Here is a 23,991-nt window from a genome sequence, read left to right as displayed (position 1 = left end):
CCTAGCCTGCTGGCTGTGGACGCCTTTGAATTTCCCCTTCACCTGGTGCGCCGGTGAGCGGTCGTCTCCGCGAGATCGCTCGGCAGACGGTGGCAATCGCCGAGTCGGGGCGCTATCGCAACGGCAGCGGCGCTGAGGTCGTCATCGGCGAGGCGGTACGCGCCGCGGTCGCCGGCACTCGTCATCACCTGCCGGACGAGGTGCTCGCGGTGCGGGACGTGGAGCCCGGCCTCGCCACTGTCGAGGTGACGCACGAGTCGACGTTGCAGGCGGCCCACCGGCTGGGGCCGGATGCCGCGTGTCTGGTGTTCGCGTCGGCGAAGAACCCGGGTGGCGGGTTCCTGAGCGGGGCGAAGGCGCAGGAGGAGAGCATCGCCCGCGCATCGGCGCTCTACCCGTGTCTCCTCGCCGCGCCGGAGTTCTACGCGTTCCATCGGGAGCTGGGAGACCTGCGCTACAGCGACCGCGTCATCTACAGCCCGCTCGTGCCGGTGTTTCGTGATGACAGGGGCAACCTGCTCGATCAGTCGTACCCGACGTCGTTTCTGACCGCCGCGGCGCCGAACCTCGGCGCGATCGTCCGCAACCAGCCCACGCACGCCACGGATGTGCCTGCTGTGCTGGCCCGACGTGCCCGGCGGGTGCTGGAGGTCGCGGCCGCGCACGGGCACCGGACGATCGTGCTGGGCGCGTGGGGGTGCGGGGTGTTCCGCAACGACCCCGCCACCGTGGCCGGCGCGTTCGCCGAAGCGCTCCAGGTTGTCGACCGATTCGACCACGTGGTGTTCGCCATCCACGACGGTCTGCCGGGCACGCCGGTGTACCGCACGTTCGTGGAACGCTTCCCGGGAACCGGTGTGGTCTCGCCGCCAGCCTGATCCCCGCCGGTTGCCGTCGAACCCGGCGGGCCGGCGTTCTCGGCATGATGGCTCGCGGCGATGTTCGGGGGTCAGGACCGGCGTGGGTGACACGACAAGCGATCATGAGACGGTGACCGATGCCGCATCATCGTCGCTGGCTGCTCTGATCGACCTGGTCGACTCTCACATGCAGCGGGTGCTGAAGGGCCGAGAGGACCCGGTAGAGGTCGTCAGCGAGCTGATGAGTGGGCTGATCGATCTGCCCGTCGGTGCCGACAGGGGGATCGTCGGCCGGCTGTACGGCATCTACGGCGACTTGTCGGACATCGTCGACGGCTACCCGTTCAATTACGACGCCGGCACCGAGATGATCGCCCAACGGGAGATTCGCGATGCTGCCTGGGACTGGTTGAGCTCCCCGCGCGACGCCCACGGGATAAAGACGTACATGGACCAGTGGGGGGCGAGGATCCAAGCCTTACCGTCGAAGGAAGGAGGGCGGCCCTTCCGTGCGCCCGGTAGAGCCTGATTGTCTGCCGCAGCCGAGGAGCCCGGAGGCCGAGCCAGGTCGCGCCGGCGAATCGGATTGCCTCGGTCTCGTCGTGCCTGCCAGGATCCCAGTCATGTCTACCGCCGAGATGTCCGCCGAGGATGCGCTGCTCGCGCTGCACGAGTCGTTGGATGAGCGGCGTCGGCCGGAAGAGGTAGCGCACCTGGTGCTGCGGGTCGTCGGCGGCCAGTTGGGGCTCCGCGAGCGGATGACGGTGGGGCGTGCGGCCCGTGCCGCGGCGCGGTGGAACGGGTGGAGTGCCATGTCGACGGACTTCGCTCGGCCGGTCGGCGCTGCCCGTCAGGTCGACGCGGCAGTGCGGTTGTTCGAGCTTCGGGACGGCGGCGTCGACCCGGACGACCCGGCTTCGCTGCTGGATTTCTCGGCCCGTCTGAGCGAATCACTGGGCGCCGTCGATCCGCGGCGGTTGGACTTTCTGCGGGACCGGCTGAACCGTGAGGCGCGCGCCGCGGTGGGGATCGAGCTGTCGAAGCGGCAGTACAACAGGCGGTTCCGGGTGACGCAGCGGCTTTCGGCGAAGGCCGACCGCCTGGGGGTTGAGCAGACCAAGCGGCAGTTGACGATGGTCGCGCGGGCCGGGTTCGCGGCGAGCATCGAACGGGGCGCGTTCCTGGCCGATCCGTGGGCGGGGTGCTTCGTGGCGTACCTGACCGCCAAGCGCAAGCTGCGGCGGGAGTTCACGCTGGCGGGGAGGGACAACCCGTACGACGACATCGCCGATCTGCTCTTCCAACGCTGCGCCGCCGAACCGGCGACCGACTGGTGGATGATCGCGCAGGCGTATCCGACGCCGTCCGTTCTGGCCCGGCTGACCGACGCCCAGCGTGGTGAGCTGCTGGGCCGATGGTGGAGCACGATGCGTCAGGTCGCCGCCCTGCTCCAGCGGGTGTGGTCGGCCAGCGAGTTCGACCAGGCGACCATGGTCGTACGGCGGGGTAACGACTCGTCCACGTGGAACCTGTTCTGCGGGGCGTACAACACCGCGAGGGCGGCGTGGATCGCGACGCTCGACGCCGCAGGGAGCCTCGCGCTGCTGGACGCGTCCTGCCCGGGTAAGGCGATGATGCTGATTGCGGCGGACCTGGCGGCGTGGCATCGGTCGACCGGTGGCGGCCTGCACCCCGACGTCGGCGTGTGGGCGCGGCTGCCGCTGCCGTGGGACGTGCTCGACGGCACGGCCTCCTGCACCCGTGCCGACGTGGAGGCAGCCTGTGCCGACGGTGGCGTTGACCCGGTCACGTCGGGGTGGTCGGGGCCGCGGGCGCACGGCGCCGTCGGGACGTTCCGGCCGACACCCGAGTTGGTGCACGGCGTCTCGATCGCGGACCCGGCGTGGGCGTCCATCCTGCGCGCCGCCGGAGCGTTCTCCGGGAAGAAGATCAAGGGTGGCCTGGAGTCGTCACTGGTTCCGGCGGATGTGGTGGTCAGTGACCTGCCCGAACTGGGTGGACACGGCAAACCGTGATCCGGCAGCATGGCCGGTGTCCGTCGTAGCTCAGTGGTAGAGCGCCCGGCTCTTATCCGGGTGGACGCTGGTTCGAGCCCAGTCGTCGGAGCGCGTGGAGATCCGTTGTAGCTCAGTGGTAGAGCACCCGGCTAGGGTCCGGGAGGACGCCGGTTCGAGCCCGGTCAACGGATCTCCCGCCGCGACTGCCCCGGTCACGCCCGCGCGAGCACACGACACTCTGACACGTCGTCGAGCAGTCTCCTGGGAGGACGGCCGACCCACCAGAGGGAGGCGGGATCACCCTGGCGAGGGAGGCTGTGCACCCGGTGGCGGTGCGATCGTCAGGTCACGACCGATGGTCACCGCCGGGCGAGGACGACGCCAGGGCTGTGGCCGTGCAGGGGACTGGGGTGACGATGACGAAGCATGCTGTCCGGGCGGGACGAATGTTCGACGGTGAGCGGCTCGTGGATGGCGGGGTGCTGGTCCTGCTCGACGGCGGGCGCATCGTCGACGTGCGCCGGGGTCGGGCCGAGGCGCCGGAGGGTTGGCCGGTGCGCGAGGTGCCGGACGGCACGCTGCTGCCCGGGCTGGTCGACGCACACGTACACCTGTGCGCCGATGCCGGACCCGACGCGCTCGGCCGGCTCGCGGACCGCGCCGAGACGGACCTCGACGCCGTCGTCGAGGCGTCACTGCGCGCGCACCTGAGGGCCGGAATCACGACGGTACGCGACCTGGGCGACCGACGTGACGCGGTGCTCCGATGGCGGGGGCGGGGCGTGCGTGACGACCTGCCGACGGTTGTGGCGGCGGGCGCGCCGGTCACCAGCATCGGCGGGCACTGCTGGGCGCTGGGGGGCGAGGCGAGCGGTGTCGACGGTGTGCGGGAGGCCGTGCGGCTGCGAGCGGCGGCCGGCGCCGACCTGGTGAAGATCATGGCCAGCGGTGGGGTGTTCACCCCCGGCACGGACACCACCCGGCCGCAGTTCACCGACCAGGAGTTGGCCGCCGCCGTGAACCAGGCGCACGACCTGGGCCTGCCCGTGACCGCCCACGCGCACGCGCTCAGCGCTGTGGAGCAGGCGCTGCGCGTCGGGGTCGACGGCATCGAGCACTGCACGTGTGTGACAGCGACCGGGGCGCACGTACCCGAGGAACTCGCGGAGCGGCTGGCCGCGTCCGGAATCGTTGTCTGCGCCACGCTCGGCACCGATCCGGCCGTGGTCACGCCGCCGGAGGTGGTGGAGATGGCGGCGCGGGCCGGTCTCAGCGAGGCCGCGCTGAGGGCCAGCACTGCCACCCTGCACCGGGCCGGGGTTCGTCTGGTGGCCGGTTCGGACGCGGGCCTGGGCCCCGCGAAGCCGCACGGGATCCTGCCGGAGACGCTCGTCGAGTACGTGGCCTGCGGCATTCCCGCCACCGCCGCCCTGACCGCGGCCACCTCGGCCGGTGCCGAGGTGTGTGGTCTGGGCGGACGCAAGGGCCGCGTCCGCCCGGGCTTCGAGGCCGACCTCCTGATCGTGGACGGCGACCCGACGAGCGACATCACCGTGCTGCGCCGCCCTCTCGCCGTCTACCGCGCCGGTGACCTGGTGAGCTGAGGTGGGCGTGGCCGGATCACCGACGGCGGCGGGCCATCCACTGCCAGACATGGGTGCCGTTGAGGCTCGGGTCGTTGCGCGCCACGTAGATCCAGGACCAGTGACCGGGGAACTGATACCCGTCCCACACCACGTGGTCGTACAGGCTCACCAGTGATCCCGGGATGAGGTCGTGGGCGTGGATCGTGTTGGTCTCGGGTGGCACGGTGTCGTCGTCGAGCGAGGTGACCAGCCAGGTCGGGGTGCGGATACCGGCCAGCTCCGCGTCGGTGATCAGCGGTGGGCCGTCCCCGCCGAGCGGCTCGACGACACCGCAGATCGGCACGGACGCGGCGAACAGATCGGGGTAGGCGACAGTCATCTCCAGGGACATGTAACCGCCGTTGCTGCACCCGGCCACGTAGATGCGGTCGGGGTCGACACGCTTGCGGCGTACGAGGTCCTGGACGATCTCGCGGATCAGCGGGGCGAAGCGGGGGCCGTCCTCCATCCAGTACGAGGTGCTCTGCGGAGCGACGACGTACGCGCCGGAGAAGATCCGCTGTGCCTCCGGGGTGGCGAAGCCCAGCGCCCCGCGGTTGGCGCGCAGCGTGGTCTCGTTGTCGTAGTAGTCGTCGGGCAGTGACGCACCCTCACCGGCGCCGTGCAGCCAGAGGATCAGTGGCCGACGGCCGTGGTGGGTGGAACGCTCGGGGGAGTACAACCGGTACTTCATACCCGAGCCCGAGACGTGGTGGCTGAAGGCGTCCACCTCGGGGTTCGACAGCCGCCCCTGCCCGAAGCGGGTGATGGTGAGCGGCGAGCCGTTACGCCGGACGAGCGGGGTGTTCTGCGTGATGGTGTAGACGAGGTCCAGCTGGACGTTACGGCCCCTGCTCAGGATGTAGCCGAGGGTGCCGCCACCGGGTTGACCTTCGGCGTGGCTCAACTCCAGCACGATGTTCCCGCGCCGGTCGAGCCGGGCGGCGGTCACCGTGCGGTCCAGGTCGTACTCACTGAAGATCAGATCGCCGGGAGCGATCGGGATCGGGCTGGTGGCCTTGGCGTGCACGCTGAACGTGCCGGGGGTGAGCCCGGCGGGGTCGATCGGCCCGAGCCGGCCGGTGTCGAGGGTGACCGAGGTGACCTGCTCACCGCCGTCGAGCGTTCTCGCGTCCAGAGTGAAGCTCACCCGGCTCTCGTGGTGGCCGCCGGCGAGGGCGGCGGAGCCGGGCAGCGCCAGGCCGATGGCGGCACCGGCGCCACCGGCCAGGACGGTGCGGCGAGTGACAGACGCGGACATGCGGGCCCCCGACCTAAGGATCTCGATGTTCATCGATGGCCTTTCAACCTAGCCCGACAAAGATCCGCCGGCAACCGGCGCCGCCGAGAGTGGTCAGGGTGCCCCGGCTCGTCGGATCAGTCGGGAGGGTGCCCTTGTCGATCACCGGCAGCGAGCGGAGATGCCGGACGATCAGGTAGTCATGCATTTCGTCTGGGGGTGCCACCATGGGGCCGTGGAACACGAGGCGTTCTATTCGACCACGGCGCAAGTCCTACCGACGATCATGATTGCCTTGGCGGTGGAGGCGAATCTGTTGCTGCAGCGACAGCGGAAGGATCTCGAGGATGCGCACGGCGCGCTTGCCTCCGAGTACGAACAGGCAAAAATGAGAGCCGAGGCTGAACGTGAGCGCCAGCATCCGACCTCGCGTGGGACCAGTGGTAGCACCGTGGGCGCGGGCCGAGCCAGCGTAGGCATCCCCTCGCTTCCGGCACCGTTTTACGAGCATCACAAGAGGCTGTACGAACAGCAGAAGAAGATCTTCAGTAATCATCAGGCGGCGCTGGAGCGGCAGCGCAACGTCGCCATCGTGACCGGCCTCGTGTTCCTGATCGGCGAGATGGCCGCAGTCTCAGCTCTCCTGCTCGGGCCGGGCACGGTGATACCCGTAGAAAGCCGCCTCACAGTGGGGCAATTGTGCGTCCCCTTCGCTGGCTTCGCCATCGTGGCGCTGTCCATCAGCGTTATTGTCCTGCCGGTGCTGCGGTTCCCCAAGCATGACGATCTCACCGCCCCGTATTGGAGATTGAGTCAGAGCGCATCGTTCAGCGGCGCAAAATTTGCACCCCCTGGCCGCGCGAGCGTGGACAGGGGCCTTGTCCCTGCACCGGAAAAACCTGGTGGCGGTCCTCCCTAAACCTGATCCGGCGCGACCACCGTGTTCGTGCCGCTGGTCCACGTCAGATGGACTGCCGACCAGCGGCGCGGATCTTGAAATATCGTTGTGTGCGGTCGCGTCCCCGCGAGGGTGGTGGACGTGACGGATGTGCTGAGGGTCCAGGACCTTCGCCGGGTTTGCGGCAAGCTGCTGGATGTCGTGGCGGAGTTGCATGCGCTCCTGCGCCGGTCGGCGGACGACGACGTGCTGGTGCTGTGGCACGACCTGCAGCACCTCGCCGGCGTCCTGCGCCTGCTCGCCTACCTCGACCTGCCGACTGTCGACGCTGACGACAGCTGACGCTGAGACGTCCCCGCAGGCCGAGGCCGGCGGGGACGAACCGTTCGCAGCGACGTGAGGTTACTGTTCGGCACCGACAAGGCTGGGGGAGTCGCCCTCTCCCGAGACCTTCGCACTCACCAGTGAGGTGAGCACCGACAGCACCGCGGCACCGGACGCGATGCCACCCGCCGCAGCCCAGTCCGCCTGCCAGGCGTTGAACACGACGTCGGCGCCCCAGTAGAGCAGCAGACCCTGTGCGGCACTCTTCACCGCCCGCTCGGCGGTGGCCTTCCAGAACTTCGTGGTGAACATTGTGCTGCCTCCATGGGTAGGTTCCTCGGCTGGTCCATAAGCCAAGAATGCCTGCTCAGGAGGGGTAAGTGCTTGTCGTCTTTCCGGGCTCGCGGCTCGTCCGTCGGCGGGGAGCACCCCGCCGACGGACGTCACCGGAAGGCGAAGCGCCTACGGTTTGCGCGCGAGGAGGCCAACGAAGGTGTGATAGGTGTCGGTCTGCGTCGGAGCGGGTGCATCAGGCTCCGGACGCCACTCGGCCAGCGGCACCAGCCCTGGTTCCAGCACCGTCAGCCCGTCGGCGAACGAGAGGATCTCCTCGTCCGTACGCCAGCGGCCGGTGCCCAGCGACTCGTTGAAGACCCGCTCGACCTCGCGGGCCTTGCGGGAGCCCTCCGGGTCTCGCTCACCCGGGTCGCGGAAGTGGGAGATCGCTACGTAACTGCCGGAGGGCAGCGCCTCGATCAATTCCGCTGCCACCGCTCGCGGGTCCTCGTCGTCGCCGAGGTGGTGCAGGATCGCGAAGAGCAACAACCCGATCGGCCGGTCGAAGTCGAGGAACCGACGTACGTCCGGATGGTTGAGGATCTCCTGCGGCGTCCGGATGTCCGCCTGGATCACCGTGGCGGTGCCCTCCGCGGCGAGCAGAGCCCGCCCGTGCGTCAGGACGATCGGATCGTTGTCCACGTACACCACCTGAGCCTTCGGGTTCTGCTCGGTGGCGACCTCGTGCACGTTGCCCTGGGTGGGCAGCCCTGATCCGATGTCGAGGAACTGGTCGATGCCCGCCTCGCTGACGAGGAAGCGGATCACTCGACGCAGGAAGGCCCGGTTGGCCTGGCCGGCTGCCGGCCCGTCTGGCGTGATCCGCAGCGCGTGCTCGGCGACCTTCCGGTCGACCTCGAAGTTGTCCTTGCCACCCAGAAAGAAGTCATAGACCCGTGCCACGCTGGGAATGCGGGGGTCGATGCCGGGGGGGACCGCTTTGTCGCGGGTCACAGGCGTCTCCATTCGATTCGGACCAGCGCAGGCTGAGGTCTGCGGGGCGGCGGTGCCGGTGCTGCGGCGAGTGTAGCGATCGGACGGTCTGAATTTCCGCCCTGCCTGGTACCGCTCCCAACAAACAGTTCCCTGCGCAGCGGACTCGTGCCGGGCTGACCGTCACGCTCGGGGTGGGGTGATCTTCGCGGCTACGGCATCGAGCACCCACTCCAGGCCGGCGGTGAAGGACGTCTCGGCATCCACGTGCGTGCCGTCGTGCACAGCCCTGGCCAGCGCCGGGAAGCGGCCCGTGGCGAGCATCCTCGTCACATGGGGGCCGGAGGCGCGTTGCCAGTCCTGCTTGGACAGACCCGTGGCGCGCTCGGCCCGAAGGTTCGCGACCTCGCGCCTGATCGCGCCGGTGAAGTAGGCGCTGACGGTCTCCACGGCCCGCATGACGGTGTCGATGTCGGCGAGCCCGTCGAGGGTGGCCAGCGTTGCCTCGGTCACGGCGAGGGCGTTCGGGCCGAGGGCCGGGCGGCCGCCGAGCAGGTCGGCCAGCCAATTGTGTCGAAGGGCGGTCTGCCGGGTGCGGTGTGCGAGGACGCGCAGCGCCTCCCGCCAGTCACCGGGTTGCTCCCCGGGAAGGATCTCGGAGTAGATCTCGTCGACCATCAGGTCGAACAGTTCGTCCTTGGTGGCGATGTACCCGTACAGCCGCATGGGCCCGGCGCCCAGTCGGGCGGCGACCTTGCGCACGGACACCGCATCGAGGCCGTCCTCGTCGGCCAGCGCGATGGCGGCGGCGACGATCCGCTCCCGGTCGAGCGGCACGAGTCGGTTCGGCGGCTCCGGCCGGTCCCACACAGTCATGATCACACCCGTTCTGTTGCCAGGCATCGTATGGGCCGATACGGTGTATCGACATGAGACAGCGTATCGCCGTCGTCGGCGGCGGCCCCGGCGGACTCGCCTTCGCCCGAGTCCTGCACCGCCACGGTCACCCGGTCGCTGTCTTCGAGCGCGATCCCGCCCCCGATGCCCGTCCTCCCGGTGGCACGCTCGACCTGCACGAAGGGCTGGGTCAGCTCGCGTTGGACAAGGCGGGTCTGCTGGCGGAGTTCCGAGGGCTGTCCCGCCCCGAGGGGCAGGCCATGCGCATCCTGGACACCGACGGCACGGTCCTACGCGACTGGCGACCGCGCCCGGATGGCCGGGCCAATCCCGAGATCGACCGCGGGCAACTCCGTGACCTGCTGCTCGGCCCACTGGACGTCCAGTGGGGTCGGGGCGTGACCCAGGTGGTGCCAGGGGTCCGGGACGGCGTGGTGGTGCACTTCGCCGTCGGACGACAGGAGACGTTCGACCTCGTTGTCGGCGCTGACGGCGCCTGGTCGCGGGTCCGCCCGGCGGTCTCGTCGGCGACGCCGCACTACACCGGCGTCACAGTTGTCGAGACCTCCCTCGACGACGTCGACACCCGCCACCCCGCCCTTGCCCGGCTGATCGGCGACGGCGCCCTGGGTGTGTACGGGGTGAACCGGGGGCTCGTCGCCCAGCGCAACAGCGGCGGCCACGTCAAGGTGTACGCCCAGTTCCGCGCACCGCTGGACTGGCACACGCACGTGGACCTGGCAGACGGCGAAGCCGTGCGAGCGAGCCTGCTGGCTCTGTTCGACGGCTGGGCCGCTCACGTACTCGACCTCCTCCGCCACGGGACGGCGTTCGTGCACCGCCCCCTCTACGTCCTTCCCGTGTCCCACACCTGGACCCACACCCCCGGGGTGACGCTGCTGGGCGACGCCGCCCACCTGATGCCCCCGCTGGGGGCCGGTGCGAACCTCGCGATGCTGGAGGGCGCCGAACTCGCCGAGTCCATCGCCACCGGCGCTGACGACCTGGACGAGGTCGTCCGCGCCTTCGAGGAGCGAATGTGGGTGCGGGCCGGCCAGTGGGCGACGATCACGGCGGCCGGCCTGGAACGCCTCGTGAGCCCGAACCCGGCCGAAGCCCTCGCCCTCTTCGATGAGGTCCAGCCCTCCTGAGCGCCGCCCGTGCGGGCCGACAGCGCAGTGCGGATCAGCAGGTTCGCGGCTGCCACGTCACCTTCGTCACGAACATGGGCACGTAGAAGTTCCCTCCGCCGGGGCGAACGCACTCCGCGCCGGTGTGGATCGTCCCGAGGTAGTTGTAGGACCACGTGATCTCGGCGTTCCGGGACGTGTGGTTGTAGTAGTTGAAGGCCGGGACGTTGCCGGACCACTCGCTGCTGGTCACCAGGGACGGCGTCGCGGTGGGGCCCTCCGCCGGGTGGTCCCAGTTGGGCCAGACGCAGAACGTGCCCTGCGGGCAGTTCCCGGGCAGCCAGCCTCCGTCTGCTGCTTGGGCAGATGCCGCCGAGGCGGCGGGGGCGGTGGCCAGCACACCTGCGACGGCTGCGGCGAGAGCGATGGATGTCAACGGCACGATCTACCCGCTTCCATAGATAACAATGGATGGATGTAGAAGCTACCGTGTGGAAAGTTGAGCCGTCAAGCAATGGGGTCGACTCGACGGTCCGGTCGGGTGCGGCAGGCGTTGTCGCAGGATGGTCGCCTGGACGACCGGCCGCAGGCGCAGAGAGCCATCCGGGTCTCCCGGCCGCGGCCGGTCACCGTCAGGTCGCCGTGCAACAGGATCGGTCCGCCCTCCACGGTGGTGACGACTGTCGGGTGGGGCGGGGACTCCTCTGCGCCGTTACGAAGGGCGTACCGCAACGCGCCACTGGGGCAGCGTTCCACCACCTCGGCGACCGCGGCCGACTCGGCGTTGTCCGGGGTGATCCACGGGCGCGCCCTGACGTCGAAGACCTCCGGTAGCCCGCGCAGGCACTCGGCGAAGTGCAGGCAGCGGCGTCCGTCGAAGGTGACGGTGATGTTGGCCCCGTGGTACGACTTCGGCTGCGGGTCACCCATCGTGCCCACCCAGCACGATGCGCTGGTGGGCGCCGGCGCGGACCAGGTCCTGGTACTCCGGGTGCTTACCGATGAACCTCGCGTAGAACGGGCACAGCGGCAGCACTCCGAGGCCCCGGCTGCGGATGTCGTCGAGGGAGTGGCGGGCGAGGGTGCTGCCCAGGCCTCGTCCCTCGTACTCGGGCGCGATCTCGGTGTGGATGAAGGCGATCGACTGCCCTTCGGCGTAGTACACGGCGAAACCGGCGAGTTGGTCGTCCACCGTGATCTCGTAGCGGTGCCGCGCGGGATTGTCGTGCGTGTCGACGTTGTCGTTCACTGGTTCTCCTTTCGTGGGCTCAGCCGAACCAGATGTCTCCGATGTGGCCGTCGCAAGTGCGGCGGCGATCGTCGGGGCGGGAGGATCGCCCTCTGGCGCTATTACATGAAGTTTCACATATTGCTGCCACCCTACCCGGCACACGGGGATCCACGGAGATGGCCCTGGCTCGGATCAGGGCGCAGCCGTACCGGTGCCACTCCTGGACGCCGCAGGTCACAATGCCGGCATGGGTAGATGGCAGCGCCCGTACTCCCTGGACGCCGCGACCGGCTTCGCGATGGTGGGCCTGGTCGTGCTGGTTGGTTTCGCCACGTTCCTGTCGATCATGTACGTACGCCAGCGACCGTTCCCCCTGCCCGTCGCGATCCTGTTGGGGGTGTGGCTGGCAGTCTGCCTCGCCGTCGCCGTACGGCAGGCGATGCTCGGGGTCTACGTCAGCGCGTTCGGTATCCGGTCCAGGACCCTTCTGCGCACGACCACGGTGCCCTGGCGGTCGGTGGCGTCCATAGACAGCGGCATCGCCACCATCGCGGGCCTGGACATGGGTCGCTCGGCGATCATCATCGAGCGAACCGACGGCGTGCCGATCCAGACCGCGCTCCAACGCGGTGACCTGCTGCGGCCGTTCACGTTCCGACCCGAGTTGGGGCGATTGGCCACCTGGCCGGAGCACTACGACGAGATCCTGGCGACGCTTCGGGCTCACCACGGTGACGCGCAGCCCCGGCCTGGCGCACCAATCGGCGGGTCGACGCTGCCTCTCGCTGGCGGTGCCGGACCGACGAGCCCGTCCGCCCGAGTGCGCCGGCAGCGCACCGCCAGCAGTGTTCCCGGTGCTGATCAGCGGCGGGACATCCACGCGCTGGCTCGGCAACATCAGCGTGGCGCGCTCACCGACGCCGAGTACGCGGCGGCGCTGGCGAAGATCCAGCGCGCGAACGGTTGAACTGCGACGCGCTCTACGCGACGGCGCCAGGTGCTGCCGCGAACTGGGCGGTCAGTCAGTGACATGCGAGATGGGGCGGGTCACTCCGGCGGGCGGATGGCCTTGCGGATCGTTGGCGGAAGAGGCAGGTCCGTCGTGCCGAGGGCGGCGACGATGCGGTCGGCCGTGTTCTGGAGCTCCCGCAGGCCGGCGGCATCCAGACCGTCGAAGAGCAGTTTGCGTACGGTCGCCACGTGTGCGGGCGCGGCCAGCTTGACCGTTTCCCAGCCCTGCTCGGTGAGGACGGCGTTCGTGTAACGAGCGTCGTCGGGATCCGGCCGGCGCAGAACCAGGCCGCGCTTCTCCAGCCGGGCGATCAGGTGGGAGATCCGGGACAACTCTGCCCCGGTGAGGATGGCGAGATCACTGAGGCGCAGCGTGCGGTCGGGGCGATCGGACAGGCCGGCCAGGGCGTAGTACTCCAGATGGCTGAGTTGGGCGTCGCGCTGCAACTGCACCTCCAGCGCGACCGGCAGCACGACCGCGACCGCGTGCAGAGCGCGCCAGGCGCGCATCTCGTCCGCAGTCAGCCAGGTCGGGTCTTCGGTCGCCACGGTGTCGAGTCTAACGTCACATGAAAGTTCATGTACCAGCCTGCTAGCGTCTTACATGAAACTTCATGTAACCGAAGGAGTAGACATGTCCACCCTCAAAATCGGTGTGATCCTCGGCAGCACGCGTCCCGGCCGCAACGGCAAGGTCGTGGCCGACTGGGTGCTGGCCCAGGCTGCCGGTCGCACGGCCGCCGAGTACGAGCTGGTCGACCTGGCCGACTACCCGCTGCCACACCTGGACGAGCCGGTCGGGGCGAAGGCGGGCCCAAGCCTGTACTCGAAGGACCACACCAAGGCGTGGGCCGCCAGGATCGCCGAGTACGACGGCTACGTGTTCGTCACCCCGGAGTACAACCACTCCACCTCCGGCGTCCTCAAGAACGCGATCGACTTCCTCTACCACGAGTGGACGAACAAGGCGGCCGGGTTCGTCAGCTACGGGGCCGTCGGCGGGGCCCGGGCCATCGAGCACCTGCGCGGCGTGCTGAGTGAGCTGCAGGTGGCGCACGTTCAGCAGCAGTTGAGCTTCTCGATGTTCACCGACTTCGAGAACTTCGCCGACTTCAAGCCGGCCGAGATGCACGCCGGCAGCGCCCAACTGCTGTTCGACCAGTTGGAGAGCTGGGCCGGAGCGCTGCGCATCATCCGCGAGGCCGCGCTCTCGCCGGCAGCCTGATCCGGCGGCCGGCCGACGGCGTTGCGGTCTCGCCCCTGATACGGCAGCCGTATCCGGGGCGAGCCCGCGCCGTGCCGGATCGCCGCCTCGGCTCGACCGTCCTGACGGGACACGCCCTGGTTGCCGGCGCCGTAGGTCCGCGCCCAGCCGGTGCCGGCGGATCGGCATTCCGGAAATGGTGGTCACTGCGCCATCTGGATCGACTCCGTCTGGCGTCGTCCTTCCAGTGCGGCGGGCGTCGGCCGGACGAGTCGTTCGCCGAGGGCCAGCAGCAGGGCGACGACGCCGAGCAGGGCGCCGATCAGGACCGCGGCTCGCACACCGTGGCTCGGTAGGACGAGTCCGCCGAGGAACGCGCCGGCGGTGATGCCGACGTTGACCGCGGCGGAGACCGTGGCGGCGGCGAGGTCGGAGCGCCCGGGCGCCACCTGCAGCACGAGGCCGCCGAGCGCTGCGGTGAAGGCGGTGAACGCCAGGCCGGCCAGCGCGATCAGAGCGACGGACACCGAGGGTCGGTGACCGAATGCGTACAACCCGAGCAGCGCCGCCGACTGCACCGCGACGGTGATCAGCAGAGCGTTCCACGGGCTGCGGTCCAGCAGTGGGCCGATGGCCAGGATGCCGAGCACGCTGGCGATGCCCCGCGCGAACAGGATGGCCCCGACGGACGAGGCGGCGAATCCGCTGACCTCGGTGACGAACACTGCGACATAGGTGTACGCGGCGATGGCCCCGGCGGTCGCCAGGACCGCCACCGCCACCAGCAGCCAGAAACGTCGGGCGTCGGGCGCCGCACCTCGGGCGGCGTGTCCCTCTTCCGGCCGCGTCGAGGGCAGCAGCGCGGCCACCACGGCGAGCACGAGCGCACCAAGCCCGGCCACCGCCAGGAAGGAGGCTCGCCACCCAGCCCGCTCGCCCAGCCAGGTGCCCGCGGGCACCCCCAGGGCCAACGCGACGGTGCCGCCGGCGAACACGACGGCGACCACCCGCCCGCGTAGCGCGGGCCGGAACAGCTCAGCCGCGGCCGGCACCACCACGGCCCAGAACAGCGCATGGGTGGCTGCGGTGACCATCCTGGCCGCCAGGAGCAGCGTGAAGGTGCTCGTCAGCACCGTGACCGCCGTGCTGAGGACGAAGCCCGCCAGAAGCGCCGACAGCAGCCACCGGCGAGGAACCCGCCGGACCAGGGCCGTCAACGGGACCGAGGCGACCATCACCACCGCGCCGTACGCGGTCACGAGCATGCCCACCTGCGATGGCGAGACGGCCAGGTCCGTCGCCATCGGGAGCAGCAGCCCGATCGGCAGCGCCTCGGCGGTGGTGTAGAGGAACGTTCCGCCGGACAAGCCGATCAGCGCCCCCACTGCCCGAGCACGACCCATCAGACCCTCCCGATGTTACCGGTTAAACCGTCTACGATGGAAACAGGCTAGTGGCGTCCTTCGATGGTGGTCAACTGGTAAAGTGGGTTTCGATGGAAACACTTGCGGGCGTCACGCGGATGCGCCTGGTGGGCGGCGACCTCGCCCTGGATTTCCTCAACACCCGTACCGGTCCGCCCGTCGGCCCCCCTGACGACGACGTGCTGACCGGCTACCCGGAGCTGGTCGCCTGGGGCGTGTACGCGGGCGCGCTCAGCGAGCCGGAGGCGAAGGCGTTGCGCCGGCGGTCCCGCGACGATCCGGCCGGCGCCCAGGTCGCCTTCACCCGATCGCTGCGCGTCCGCGACGACCTCGACGAGGTGTTCCGAGCCGTGGCCGCCGACCGCGACCCGAGCACGGCAGTGCTGGCCCGGCTGCGAGACGACGAAGCCGACGCGCTCGGTCACGCACGGCTCGATCGAGGGCGCGCGTTCACCTGGACCTGGCAAGACGACAGGACGCTCGCCCGGTCGCTGCGGCCGGTGGTGCACGCGGCGGTCCAGCTCCTGACCACCGGCGCGCTGGACCGGATCAAGGGGTGCGGAGGCTGTCGCTTCCTCTTCCTCGACGAGAGCAAGAACCGCAGTCGCCGCTGGTGCAGCATGGACGACTGCGGAACGTCCGAGAAGATCCGCCGCTACGTCGCCGCCCGGCGTACCCGTGCGACGGGCTGAGCTGTGCCGGGCGTGGATCTCCAGGAGTGGGGCCGGTTGCTCGTCCTGGGTGTGACCCGACGACGAGACTGCCCGAGTTGACCCCGTGTCGGCAGGGCGGATACCCGTTCGGCGGAGATCCCCCTGGCGGATCATCGCGAGGGCGTCGCCCAATGTCGTGACCCGAACCGTGCCCACCCGTGCAAGCCTTACTTTCACGAACTTCGATGCCTTGGGCCCGGCTCGGTGTGGAGCCGCTGTGCGCCCCGGCAGTGACGTAAGGAGGCTCCGTGCGCGGACGCAGATGGAAGACCCTGTTGGTGACGATGGCGCTCGCACTGGGTGGACTTGTCGGAGCCGCCGCCACTCCGGCTGCGGCGGATCCGCCGGGCGGCACGCTGCGCGGCGTCTACTACGACGGCCAGTTCTGCAACAGCTACGGCAGCGAGGGCGCCCGGACCGGCCTGTGGAGCTGGTACTACTGCGAATACCGCCAGTCCGGCCCCACCGGTCCCGGCTTCTACTTCCTCTGGACCTTCACCTACTAGGCAGCGCTCCACGCCGGCGCCTCGAGCCGCCGGTGGTGTGGAAGTGGACGTACCCCCGTCATGGCCGCCCTGGGCGGGCCGCACGCGCCGCCGCCCCGGCGCGCGCCGGCCGCTGTGGCTGACGCTGTGGCGCGGAGCACCCGAGACCGGCCGGACCCGGATAGCGGGGCGAGATGGCATGGGCTGCTCGTGGTCGCCGGGAGCGGCAGGCCGTTGAGCGATTCGTCTTGACGACGGCAACCGTAAGTCGTAGCTTACGTTCGTGGTGACTTACGGAGCGCACCCGGGGTGGGAGGCGCTGGGCGACCCCAGCCGACTCGCCATCGTCCAGCGCCTGGCAGATCGGCCCCTTGCCGTGGGGGAGCTGGCAGACGAGCTGCCGATCAGTCGGCCAGCCGTGTCACAACACCTCAAGGTGCTCAAGAGCGCCGGCCTGGTCGTCGACCAGGCACGGGGAACCCGGCGCGTCTACCGGCTCAGTCCGGTGGGACTGGCTGCGCTGCGGGACCAGCTCGACACGTTCTGGCGTCGGGCTCTGCACGGATATCAGGACGTCGTTGAAGAGACCGAGGAGAACTCGTGACGCAATCCGCTACGGCAGTGGTCCGCCGACACATCGTCGTCAAGGCGTCGATCGAACGGGCCTTCACGGTGTTCACCGAGCGGTTCGGTGACTTCAAGCCGCGCGAACACACGCTACTCGACGTTCCGATCGTCGAGACCGTCTTCGAGCCCCGGGTCGGCGGTTTCATCTACGACCGGGGCACCGACGGCAGTGAGTGCCGATGGGCCCGCATCCTCGCGTACGAGCCGCCGACCCGGGTCGTCTTCAGTTGGGACATCGGGCCCACCTGGCAGATCGAAACCAATCTGGACCTCACCAGCGAGGTCGAGGTCACCTTCGTCGCCGAGACGCCGGACCAGACCAGGGTCGAGCTGGAGCACCGGCACATCGACCGGCACGGCCCCGGCTGGGAGTCGGTCCGGGACGGGGTCGACACCGATTCCGGATGGCCTCTCTACCTCGACCGGTACCAATCACTTGTCCTTGAGGGGGCGGCCGACGACGCGTGATCGCGCCGCTGCACTCCGCACCCACTGTGGAGTTCGTCGACAGGAGCTGGGTGCGGGCCGGGTTCGTCCGGTGGCGCGTCGTGCGCCGCCGCACCGGCGGTGACCTGTGTACGGCCACCGCCGACGCGGCCCGGCGTCAGAGCCGGGAGGTGAAGGTGGCCAGGAAGCGGTGCGGGGTGACCGCGCCGGTGTTGTCGAAGCAGATGACGTCGACGTCGGCGTTCGTGGTGTACGTCCACGGTTGGGTCAGGTGGCAGTAGTTGCTGCCGGCGCCCTGCGCCACGACCTGGGCGTGGGTCTCCTTGAGACCGATCTGCGGGAAGGTCGCCAGGTAACGGCCGGAGGGCACCAGCGGCGCAACCGTGTTCGCGCCGACGCCGAGCACCGAGTTGTCGTTGGTCGGACCGCCGACGGCGGTGCCCAGGTAGCCGAAGTACGACGGCGGGCCGAGGGAGCCGATCACCGGCCGTCGACGGTGGTACGAGAGGGCGAAGTCGGTGTTGACGAACGCGCCGGCCTGGTCGTAGCAGAAGACGTACACCTGCACGTCGCTGCCGACCGCGCTCCAGGAGTAGACCTTGCACCGGCGGGGTCCGGCGTTCGGCTGTACGGCGGTCACCTGCACGTTTCCGGCGAGCACACCGGCCAACCCCACCCCGGGCAGCCGCACCAGGTACTGCCCGACGCCCACCGGCCCGACCGCGTTCACCGCACCTGTGGAGTTGTACGACTGCACCAGCGCTCCGCCGCTCCACTGCGTGTACGCGTGGGAGGTGCCGACCGGCAGCACGCCCGAGCTGGTCGTCCAGAGCACCGTGAACGGGGTGTCGTCGCGGGTGCCGCCCGGCTTGTGGCACTGCACGTCGACGATCTCGTCGGCGCCGGACTGGAACCAGCGGACCACCTCGCAGTAGTGCCCGGTCCGGTTCACCGGGGTCACGTGCGGCACGCCACGCGAGCTGGCACCCACCTGCGGGAAGCGAACCTGGAAGCGGCCGGGTGCGAGCTTGATGCCGTCGGCCCAGGCGGCCGGGAACGCGGTCTTCCAGCTACCCCACTGCCGGCTGGTGTCCAGCACGGTCCAGACCGCGACGGTCGGGTCCTTGACGTACGCGAACCCCCAGCGATCGGCGGTGGCCGCCGCGGCCGGTGCCGTCGGCGCGAGTGCGCTGGCGGCCAGGACGGCCGCCAGTGTTGCGGTGACGAACGATCGGAGACGCATGTGTTCCTCCATCTGACAGGGACGTGTCGGAGAGGAGTGTGCGTCTGGTGACGTCGCGGTCACAGTCGGCTACCACGTGAGTCGGTGTCGGGTGTACGGCACGATCGTCCGGACCGTCCTCGGACTCGTAATCGGGGTGACGTGTCCGCCGTGCTCCCCATAGGATCTTGCCCGCGGTGGGCGGCTCCCCGCGGTGCTTCCTTCTCACTTCTCCGGCGAACTAGCGTCGCGACCCTCCGCCCACCGCTTCCTTGGGGAGGACGCGAGCATGGATGCGCTGGCAGTGGTGCTGCTGCGCCGTACCGCCCGGGTTTCGGTGGTGGGCTCGGGCGGCGCTCCTGCGGACGGCGCCGCGTGGGTGGCCGCCCTTGAGGCGGACCTGGCCGATCGCGGCTGGTTGCTGCGGCAGGACCTCCGTGCCGGGGCGACGAGGCTGCCACCGGCGGTGCGGATCCGGTGGGCCGACTGGCTGCTGGCTACCGTCGACGAGCTGGTCGGCGCGGACCGTCCCCTGCTTCCCCTCTACCGTTCGTTTCCCAACACCCCGCGCGATGTCGAAGCGGTCTACGTGCGGCGGCTGCTCACCCACCTGTTCGCCGTGCCCGACGCGCCCTGCGTGCTGTGTGGCCGCGAGAACGTGGGCGAGCCCCTCGACCCGTGCGGTCACCTCGTCTGTCCGGCCTGCTTCCCAGCGGAGCAGGTCACGGGGTGCGCGGTGTGTGGGCGTCGGCTGTCGGCGGACAACACGTACCTCACCATCGTCGAGCCTTCGTCCCCGGTACGCAGCCGGCCGCGGCGGGTCGGCACGCCGACTGAGGACGCGGACGAGCGCACCGTTCGCGACGCGCCGCCGCTCCCGATGCGGATCGCCGGGCTGGAGGTGGACCCGATCGGTGCCGCGATCCGGATCAGGGACCAGCTCGTCGGTCAACCTGCCGCGCTGAGCGAGACCGACCGGGCCGACCTGAAGGTGCTCGTCGACGCCACCGCGCCGGGCCGCCTCGACTGGCTGCCCGACGTGGTGCCAGCCCGGGAGACCCTCGCGCAGGTCATCGCCTGGGCGCTGCATGCCGCGGCACTCACCCCCGGCTACCGCGACCTGGTCGACGCCGCCGCCCGACGGTGGTCGACGGCGACGGATGCGGCGCGGACGCTGTGGGCGTACTCCGGTGGGGACCCGGGGCTCGTCCTGCCCCGACGGGACGACGAGCCACCGGGCGCGACGGGGCGTCCGTCGCGTGAACCGGCCGTGCCGGTGCCGGTCGCCCGGGTACGGGCGCTGCCCAGGCCGTTGCGACGCGCGGTTCTCGCGCACCTGGACGCGCTCGGTGCCGTGGTCGCGGCCGAGGATCTGCGCCGGCACCCGACGGTGTGGAAGCGCCTCGGGGAACGGCTGCACCCCTACGAGAACGTCGCCGCGCATCCGGCCGCCGCCGTCGCCTTCGCCACGCTGCGCGGCACCCGCGCCGCCGTGGAAAGCGCCCTCGGCGTCGCGATGGTGACCTCCTGCGCCCGGGCGCCCCGGCACCTCCTTCTCACCGACCACTTCGACGGCACCGCGTCGGTTCGGGTGCGGACCCACGCGTCACTGGTGGAGGAGGCGCTGGCAGCCGGCGACGTGGTCGAGGCCGCGCGGCTGCTCACCGAACGTCCGGGCGAGCTGTGGCGTCGGCTCGACCACCTGCTGCGGGCGGCGGGCGACGACCCGGCGGCGCAGGCGGCGATCGAGGAGGCCGCGCGCAGCACGGCGGCCCGGGTGGCACCGGGCGTGCTCGCCTCGGCGGCAGCCCAGCTTGCCGGCCGCGACGACACGACGACGGCGACGGACGCTCAGCTCGCGGCGACCGCGCGGGCGCGGGCGGCGGCAGCGCAAGCCCGTGCGTCGGCGAAGGCCACCACCGAGTCGGCGTCCGTCGGCGGCCTGGGTGACGCCCTGCGCGCCGCGGCGCTGCGCATCGGCCGTGACGGGCCGGCCGTCCTGCGGGAGGCGTTCCGGTCCGGCGCCCGGACGCCCGCCCCGGCCGAGGAACCAACCGCAGACGAGGCCGCCGGGGCGGCAGGCATCGTCGGTGGCCGGCCGGGCCCCGGGATGCCCCGGCGCGTCTTCTTCCCCCGCGGCAGCGTCGTCACGACCTGGACCGAGCCCGAACGGCGGCCGACGCTGCCGGCAGCGGCGATCACCGGTGTACGCGAACTCGTCGACGGTGAGCTTGCCACCAGAGCCGCCCGACTCGGCCGGTACGACGTGGCCGTGCTCGACGCCGCCCTGGCCGAGGTGCCCGCCCCGATGCGGGAACGGGCCGCCTCGACACAGTTGGCGGGATGGCCCCGGGGCAGCGTCCGGGCGCTGCCCGACGCCGAGGTGCTGCGGCTCTTCCTGCACTGGGAGGAACCTGACGCCACCCGTGTCGACCTCGATCTGTCCTGCGTGTTCTTCGACCAGGACTGGCAACGGGTCGGCCACTGCGACTACACCCAGCTGCGTTTCGCCGGTGACGGCGCGATCCACTCCGGAGACCTCACCTCCGCCCCGGCCCCCCTCGGGGCCACCGAGTACCTCGACCTCCACCTGAACCGTCTGGTCGAGCACGGTGTCCGCTACGCCGCGCCGACCCTGCTCAGCTACAACGCGGTTCCGTTCGAGAACCTCACCGAGGCGATCTCCGGTGTCATGCTGCCCCTCACCCGCGGTGAGCAGTTCGACGGTTCCCGGGTGGCGCAGCGGTTCGACCTGCGCGGCAACGCCCGCATGCTGCTGCCGATGGTCGTGGACCTGCGTACCCGACGACTGCTCTGGACCGACCTGACCCTCAACGGCCGTGGCGACAACCACAGCGTCGGGCGGCACGGCGACCAGCTCGCCCGAGCCGCCGCCGACCAGTGGGAGCACTTCCTCGGCGGCCACCGCCCGACGATCCTCGATCTGTTGGCGTGGCACGCGGTCGGACGCGCCGATCGGATCCTGGTCGGCCACGCCGACCACACCTACACCGAGGTGCCGGCGGACGCCGCTGCCATTCGGGCGGCGGCAGTGGCGAAAACGGGAGGGACGCGGCAGCTACCAGACCTGGCCGACCGTACGGTGCTGGCCGGTGTCGTCGATCCGGAGGCCCTCGATCGGCTGATTCCCCGCCTCGGCGCCCCAGCCCCGGTGGCGTCCGGCTCGACGGTCGTGACCGTGACCGGCACACCCGACACGTACTGGAGGGTGCTACGCGCCGTCGACCTACTGGGCCAGCTCGGCGCCGGGTGAGGCCGGTGCGGGCCGGGGTCTGGCACGGGATGCGGCCTACTGCGCCGTGCCGGCGAGCAGCCACCGCCGGACCTGGATCTCCAGCAGCACGCGCTCGCCTCCGGGGCTGACCTGCCGGCCGACGTCCCATCCGTCGTACTTGCCGGCGAACGCCTCCACGACCGTGTTCGGGAAGTCGTCTCGGTGCACCCGGGCGGTGCCCTCCGCCACCACGGGGGCGTCGCCGCCTTCCAGGGCCAGGGACACCCGTGGATCGGCCGTGATGTTGCGGACCTTGACGTTGCGGCTGCCGGAACCGATCCACCAGGTGCCGTGGACGTAGACGAACCAGACCGGCGTCAGGTGTGGGGAGCCGTCCCGCCGCAACGTGCACAGCCAGACGTTCGGCTCTTGCGCCAGGCGTGCCTGGACGTCCGTCGGTGGGGTGGTGAGTGGTTCGGTCACCCCACCAGTCGATCACGACCGGAGTCGGTGGGCCAGCGAGGGCCGCGATCGAGGCGGCGGGCGCTTGATTAGATAGAGGTCTGTGAATAGATTGGGTGCGGGCGCCGCCGGGGTCCGGGTGATCGGGCCGCCGGCGGCTGAAGGTCCAACCCCGAGCCGGGCATTTCGGTCGTACGCGCCGACCAGCCGCTGTGGCGCACCGCTGCGCCGCACCCACGGTGCGTTGCCGCGCCTCGTCCGTCCAGGACGCGCGCCGCCGCGCCGCCTTCCCAGAGCTCGATGGCAGAAGGACCTCTCTCATGACGATTCTCCGCGCCCGCCCCGCCCTGACCCTGGCGGTCGTCGCCGCGCTGGCCGCCGCCGCCAGCGTGACCGGCTCAACCCTGCTCACCGGTCCGGCGACGGCAGCCCAGGGCTGCCGGGTCGACTACACGGCCAACCAGTGGCCCGGCGGATTCACCGCCACGGTCAAGATCGCCCCGGGGGACACGGCCGTCTCCGGTTGGACCGCCACTTGGACGTACGCCGGGGACGAGCGCGTCACGAACGGCTGGAATGCCACGGTCAGCCAGTCCGGATCGACGGTGACCGCCCGCAGCCTGTCGTACAACGGCAGCATCCCGGCCGGTGGCTCGACCGAGTTCGGTGTGCAGGGCACGTACGGCTCCAGCGGTGGCACGCCGACCGGCTTCACGCTGAACGGCGTACCGTGCAACGGCGCCACACCACCTCCGACGACGCCGCCTCCGACGACGCCGCCTCCGACCACACCGCCTCCGACCACACCGCCTCCGACGACGCCGCCTCCGACCACGCCACCCCCGACGACGCCGCCACCGGCCGGGTGTGCCGGCGCTGTGCTCTGTGACGGCTTCGAGAACCAGACCGGGTCGACGCCGTCCGGCGACTGGGCCGTGGTGAGCCCGGACTGCTCCGGCGCCGGCACGGCCACCATCGACACGGCCACCACACACAGCGGCAGCCGCGCGGTGCGGGTCAACGGCGCGGCGGGCTACTGCAACCACGTCTTCGTCAGGTCCACGAAGAACCTCGGCAGCGTGGGCAGTGTCCGGTACGGCCGGATCTGGATGCGGCACACCACCGCCCAGCCCACCGAGCACACCACGATGGTGGCGATGGCGGACTCCGCCGACGGCAACAAGGATCTGCGGCTGGGCGGCCAGAACGGCGCGTTGCAGTGGAACCGCGCGTCCGACGACGCGACCCTGCCCGAGCAGAGCCCCGCCGGGGTGGCGCAGAGCCTGCCGCTACCCACCAATCGGTGGGTGTGCGTGGAGTTCATGGTGGACGGGCCGGCCGGTCAGCTCCGTACCTGGGTGGACGGCACCGCCGTCACCGGGCTGACCGCGGACGGCACACCGACGCACGACATCGACGGCCAGTGGTACAACCGCACCTGGCGTCCGCAGCTCACCGACCTGAAGCTGGGCTGGGAGAGTTACGGCGGCGGAGCCGACACCCTCTGGTACGACGACGTCGCGCTCGGGTCCAGCCGCATCGGCTGCTGATCTTCCCTGTTGCCCGCACCGCGTCGCTGTTCTGTTGAGCGGTATACCTCAGAGTCATATTTATGCCTCTGAGGTATACCGCTCATTACCGCATCCGCCCCGACAGGAGCGGCCGACTT

26 protein-coding genes and 2 tRNA genes are annotated in these 23,991 nt (G+C 70.4%); 17 read left to right on the top strand and 11 right to left on the bottom strand.

Annotated elements, in window-relative coordinates; translation table 11 throughout:
• Positions 1-53: 53 nt before the first annotated feature.
• The 6 genes from O3438_RS13515 (at position 54) to O3438_RS13490 (ending at position 4,482) form a co-directional block, all read left to right on the top strand.
• Positions 54-878 (top strand): TIGR02452 family protein, encoded by an 825-nt coding sequence (locus tag O3438_RS13515; RefSeq protein WP_269680308.1) that lies wholly within the window; start codon positions 54-56, stop codon positions 876-878.
• Between the two features lie 112 nt (positions 879-990).
• Positions 991-1,389 carry a hypothetical protein gene (locus O3438_RS13510; protein ID WP_269680307.1) on the top strand — a complete coding sequence of 133 codons (399 nt, stop codon included), beginning with the start codon at positions 991-993 and terminating at the stop codon, positions 1,387-1,389.
• Positions 1,390-1,483: 94 nt separating this feature from the next.
• A complete protein-coding gene (locus O3438_RS13505; protein ID WP_269680306.1) occupies positions 1,484-2,896 on the top strand; it encodes a hypothetical protein in 1,413 nt (470 codons plus the stop codon).
• Positions 2,897-2,915: 19 nt separating this feature from the next.
• Positions 2,916-2,987 (top strand) — tRNA-Lys (locus O3438_RS13500).
• A gap of 10 nt (positions 2,988-2,997) precedes the next feature.
• Positions 2,998-3,069, top strand: a tRNA-Pro gene (locus O3438_RS13495).
• A 225-nt stretch (positions 3,070-3,294) separates the two neighbouring features.
• Positions 3,295-4,482 carry an amidohydrolase family protein gene (locus tag O3438_RS13490; protein WP_269680305.1) on the top strand — a complete coding sequence of 396 codons (1,188 nt, stop codon included), beginning with the start codon at positions 3,295-3,297 and terminating at the stop codon, positions 4,480-4,482.
• A gap of 16 nt (positions 4,483-4,498) precedes the next feature.
• On the opposite strand, the gene O3438_RS13485 is transcribed toward O3438_RS13490, so the two are convergent.
• A complete protein-coding gene (locus O3438_RS13485; RefSeq protein ID WP_269680304.1) occupies positions 4,499-5,764 on the bottom strand; it encodes a prolyl oligopeptidase family serine peptidase in 1,266 nt (421 codons plus the stop codon).
• Positions 5,765-5,978: 214 nt separating this feature from the next.
• Between O3438_RS13485 and O3438_RS13480 the strand changes: the two genes are divergently transcribed.
• The gene (locus tag O3438_RS13480; RefSeq protein WP_269680303.1) at positions 5,979-6,662 is read left to right on the top strand and encodes a hypothetical protein; all 684 of its coding nucleotides are present in this window, start codon (positions 5,979-5,981) and stop codon (positions 6,660-6,662) included.
• Positions 6,663-6,782: 120 nt separating this feature from the next.
• Positions 6,783-6,983, top strand: a complete 201-nt coding sequence (locus O3438_RS13475) for a hypothetical protein (RefSeq protein WP_269680302.1) — start codon at positions 6,783-6,785, stop codon at positions 6,981-6,983.
• 60 nt (positions 6,984-7,043) lie between these two features.
• On the opposite strand, the gene O3438_RS13470 is transcribed toward O3438_RS13475, so the two are convergent.
• The 3 genes from O3438_RS13470 to O3438_RS13460 all read right to left on the bottom strand — a co-directional run bounded on the left by O3438_RS13470 (position 7,044) and on the right by O3438_RS13460 (position 9,110).
• Positions 7,044-7,277 carry a holin gene (locus tag O3438_RS13470; protein WP_088990712.1) on the bottom strand — a complete coding sequence of 78 codons (234 nt, stop codon included), beginning with the start codon at positions 7,275-7,277 and terminating at the stop codon, positions 7,044-7,046.
• Between the two features lie 150 nt (positions 7,278-7,427).
• Positions 7,428-8,255 carry an SAM-dependent methyltransferase gene (locus O3438_RS13465; RefSeq protein WP_269680301.1) on the bottom strand — a complete coding sequence of 276 codons (828 nt, stop codon included), beginning with the start codon at positions 8,253-8,255 and terminating at the stop codon, positions 7,428-7,430.
• A 162-nt stretch (positions 8,256-8,417) separates the two neighbouring features.
• The gene (locus O3438_RS13460; RefSeq protein ID WP_269680300.1) at positions 8,418-9,110 is read right to left on the bottom strand and encodes a TetR/AcrR family transcriptional regulator; all 693 of its coding nucleotides are present in this window, start codon (positions 9,108-9,110) and stop codon (positions 8,418-8,420) included.
• A 53-nt stretch (positions 9,111-9,163) separates the two neighbouring features.
• Here O3438_RS13460 and O3438_RS13455 point away from each other — a divergent pair, with 53 nt between their 5' ends.
• Complete coding sequence (locus tag O3438_RS13455) at positions 9,164-10,282, top strand: FAD-dependent oxidoreductase (RefSeq protein WP_269680299.1); 1,119 nt, start codon at positions 9,164-9,166, stop codon at positions 10,280-10,282.
• Positions 10,283-10,316: 34 nt separating this feature from the next.
• Here the strand turns inward: O3438_RS13455 and O3438_RS13450 are convergent, their stop codons facing one another.
• The 3 genes from O3438_RS13450 to O3438_RS13440 all read right to left on the bottom strand — a co-directional run bounded on the left by O3438_RS13450 (position 10,317) and on the right by O3438_RS13440 (position 11,510).
• Positions 10,317-10,703 (bottom strand): hypothetical protein, encoded by a 387-nt coding sequence (locus O3438_RS13450; RefSeq protein WP_269680298.1) that lies wholly within the window; start codon positions 10,701-10,703, stop codon positions 10,317-10,319.
• Between the two features lie 65 nt (positions 10,704-10,768).
• Entirely contained in the window at positions 10,769-11,191 is a 423-nt protein-coding gene (locus O3438_RS13445; RefSeq protein ID WP_269680297.1) for a (4Fe-4S)-binding protein, read from the bottom strand.
• Positions 11,184-11,510: a GNAT family N-acetyltransferase gene (locus O3438_RS13440; protein WP_269680296.1), complete on the bottom strand. Its 327-nt coding sequence runs from the start codon at positions 11,508-11,510 to the stop codon at positions 11,184-11,186. The genes O3438_RS13445 and O3438_RS13440 overlap by 8 nt, the downstream gene beginning before the upstream one ends.
• Before the next feature lie 229 nt (positions 11,511-11,739).
• On the opposite strand from O3438_RS13440, the gene O3438_RS13435 reads away from it, so the two are divergent.
• Positions 11,740-12,459 carry a hypothetical protein gene (locus tag O3438_RS13435; RefSeq protein ID WP_269680295.1) on the top strand — a complete coding sequence of 240 codons (720 nt, stop codon included), beginning with the start codon at positions 11,740-11,742 and terminating at the stop codon, positions 12,457-12,459.
• Between the two features lie 80 nt (positions 12,460-12,539).
• Here the strand turns inward: O3438_RS13435 and O3438_RS13430 are convergent, their stop codons facing one another.
• Positions 12,540-13,052 (bottom strand): MarR family winged helix-turn-helix transcriptional regulator, encoded by a 513-nt coding sequence (locus tag O3438_RS13430; protein ID WP_269680294.1) that lies wholly within the window; start codon positions 13,050-13,052, stop codon positions 12,540-12,542.
• 85 nt (positions 13,053-13,137) lie between these two features.
• Here O3438_RS13430 and O3438_RS13425 point away from each other — a divergent pair, with 85 nt between their 5' ends.
• The gene (locus O3438_RS13425; protein WP_269680293.1) at positions 13,138-13,728 is read left to right on the top strand and encodes an NADPH-dependent FMN reductase; all 591 of its coding nucleotides are present in this window, start codon (positions 13,138-13,140) and stop codon (positions 13,726-13,728) included.
• Between the two features lie 182 nt (positions 13,729-13,910).
• Here O3438_RS13425 and O3438_RS13420 read toward each other — a convergent pair whose 3' ends face one another.
• Complete coding sequence (locus O3438_RS13420) at positions 13,911-15,110, bottom strand: MFS transporter (protein WP_269680292.1); 1,200 nt, start codon at positions 15,108-15,110, stop codon at positions 13,911-13,913.
• 92 nt (positions 15,111-15,202) lie between these two features.
• On the opposite strand from O3438_RS13420, the gene O3438_RS13415 reads away from it, so the two are divergent.
• The 4 genes from O3438_RS13415 (at position 15,203) to O3438_RS13400 (ending at position 17,424) form a co-directional block, all read left to right on the top strand.
• Positions 15,203-15,823 carry a CGNR zinc finger domain-containing protein gene (locus O3438_RS13415; protein WP_269680291.1) on the top strand — a complete coding sequence of 207 codons (621 nt, stop codon included), beginning with the start codon at positions 15,203-15,205 and terminating at the stop codon, positions 15,821-15,823.
• A gap of 269 nt (positions 15,824-16,092) precedes the next feature.
• A complete protein-coding gene (locus O3438_RS13410) occupies positions 16,093-16,350 on the top strand; it encodes a hypothetical protein (protein ID WP_269680290.1) in 258 nt (85 codons plus the stop codon).
• Positions 16,351-16,612: 262 nt separating this feature from the next.
• Positions 16,613-16,933, top strand: coding sequence for an ArsR/SmtB family transcription factor (locus O3438_RS13405; RefSeq protein WP_269680289.1), 321 nt, complete (start codon positions 16,613-16,615; stop codon positions 16,931-16,933).
• Entirely contained in the window at positions 16,930-17,424 is a 495-nt protein-coding gene (locus O3438_RS13400) for an SRPBCC family protein (protein WP_269680288.1), read from the top strand. The genes O3438_RS13405 and O3438_RS13400 overlap by 4 nt, the downstream gene beginning before the upstream one ends.
• Before the next feature lie 136 nt (positions 17,425-17,560).
• Here O3438_RS13400 and O3438_RS13395 read toward each other — a convergent pair whose 3' ends face one another.
• On the bottom strand, positions 17,561-18,646 hold the full coding sequence (locus tag O3438_RS13395) for a hypothetical protein (protein WP_269680287.1): 1,086 nt from the start codon (positions 18,644-18,646) through the stop codon (positions 17,561-17,563).
• 268 nt (positions 18,647-18,914) lie between these two features.
• Here O3438_RS13395 and O3438_RS13390 point away from each other — a divergent pair, with 268 nt between their 5' ends.
• Positions 18,915-21,899, top strand: a complete 2,985-nt coding sequence (locus tag O3438_RS13390; RefSeq protein WP_269680286.1) for an MXAN_6230/SCO0854 family RING domain-containing protein — start codon at positions 18,915-18,917, stop codon at positions 21,897-21,899.
• A gap of 36 nt (positions 21,900-21,935) precedes the next feature.
• On the opposite strand, the gene O3438_RS13385 is transcribed toward O3438_RS13390, so the two are convergent.
• A complete protein-coding gene (locus O3438_RS13385; RefSeq protein WP_269680285.1) occupies positions 21,936-22,343 on the bottom strand; it encodes a TIGR03618 family F420-dependent PPOX class oxidoreductase in 408 nt (135 codons plus the stop codon).
• 299 nt (positions 22,344-22,642) lie between these two features.
• Between O3438_RS13385 and O3438_RS13380 the strand changes: the two genes are divergently transcribed.
• Positions 22,643-23,872 (top strand): cellulose-binding domain-containing protein, encoded by a 1,230-nt coding sequence (locus O3438_RS13380; RefSeq protein ID WP_269680284.1) that lies wholly within the window; start codon positions 22,643-22,645, stop codon positions 23,870-23,872.
• The last annotated feature ends 119 nt before the right edge of the window (positions 23,873-23,991 follow it).

This window comes from Micromonospora sp. WMMC250 (assembly GCF_027460215.1).
In the GTDB taxonomy this organism is placed as follows: Bacteria; Actinomycetota; Actinomycetes; order Mycobacteriales; family Micromonosporaceae; genus Micromonospora; species Micromonospora taraxaci.
This window is presented reverse-complemented; position numbering and strand designations above follow the sequence as displayed.

Coding starts and splice junctions, on each gene's coding strand:
- O3438_RS13505 (WP_269680306.1), top strand. CDS start 1,484: ATGTCTACCGCCGAGATGTCCGCCGAGGATGCGCTGCTCGCGCTGCAC.
- O3438_RS13490 (WP_269680305.1), top strand. CDS start 3,295: ATGACGAAGCATGCTGTCCGGGCGGGACGAATGTTCGACGGTGAGCGG.
- O3438_RS13485 (WP_269680304.1), bottom strand. CDS start 5,764: ATGTCCGCGTCTGTCACTCGCCGCACCGTCCTGGCCGGTGGCGCCGGT.
- O3438_RS13470 (WP_088990712.1), bottom strand. CDS start 7,277: ATGTTCACCACGAAGTTCTGGAAGGCCACCGCCGAGCGGGCGGTGAAG.
- O3438_RS13460 (WP_269680300.1), bottom strand. CDS start 9,110: ATGACTGTGTGGGACCGGCCGGAGCCGCCGAACCGACTCGTGCCGCTC.
- O3438_RS13455 (WP_269680299.1), top strand. CDS start 9,164: ATGAGACAGCGTATCGCCGTCGTCGGCGGCGGCCCCGGCGGACTCGCC.
- O3438_RS13445 (WP_269680297.1), bottom strand. CDS start 11,191: ATGGGTGACCCGCAGCCGAAGTCGTACCACGGGGCCAACATCACCGTC.
- O3438_RS13435 (WP_269680295.1), top strand. CDS start 11,740: ATGGGTAGATGGCAGCGCCCGTACTCCCTGGACGCCGCGACCGGCTTC.
- O3438_RS13425 (WP_269680293.1), top strand. CDS start 13,138: ATGTCCACCCTCAAAATCGGTGTGATCCTCGGCAGCACGCGTCCCGGC.
- O3438_RS13420 (WP_269680292.1), bottom strand. CDS start 15,110: ATGGGTCGTGCTCGGGCAGTGGGGGCGCTGATCGGCTTGTCCGGCGGA.
- O3438_RS13415 (WP_269680291.1), top strand. CDS start 15,203: ATGGAAACACTTGCGGGCGTCACGCGGATGCGCCTGGTGGGCGGCGAC.
- O3438_RS13395 (WP_269680287.1), bottom strand. CDS start 18,646: ATGCGTCTCCGATCGTTCGTCACCGCAACACTGGCGGCCGTCCTGGCC.
- O3438_RS13390 (WP_269680286.1), top strand. CDS start 18,915: ATGGATGCGCTGGCAGTGGTGCTGCTGCGCCGTACCGCCCGGGTTTCG.
- O3438_RS13380 (WP_269680284.1), top strand. CDS start 22,643: ATGACGATTCTCCGCGCCCGCCCCGCCCTGACCCTGGCGGTCGTCGCC.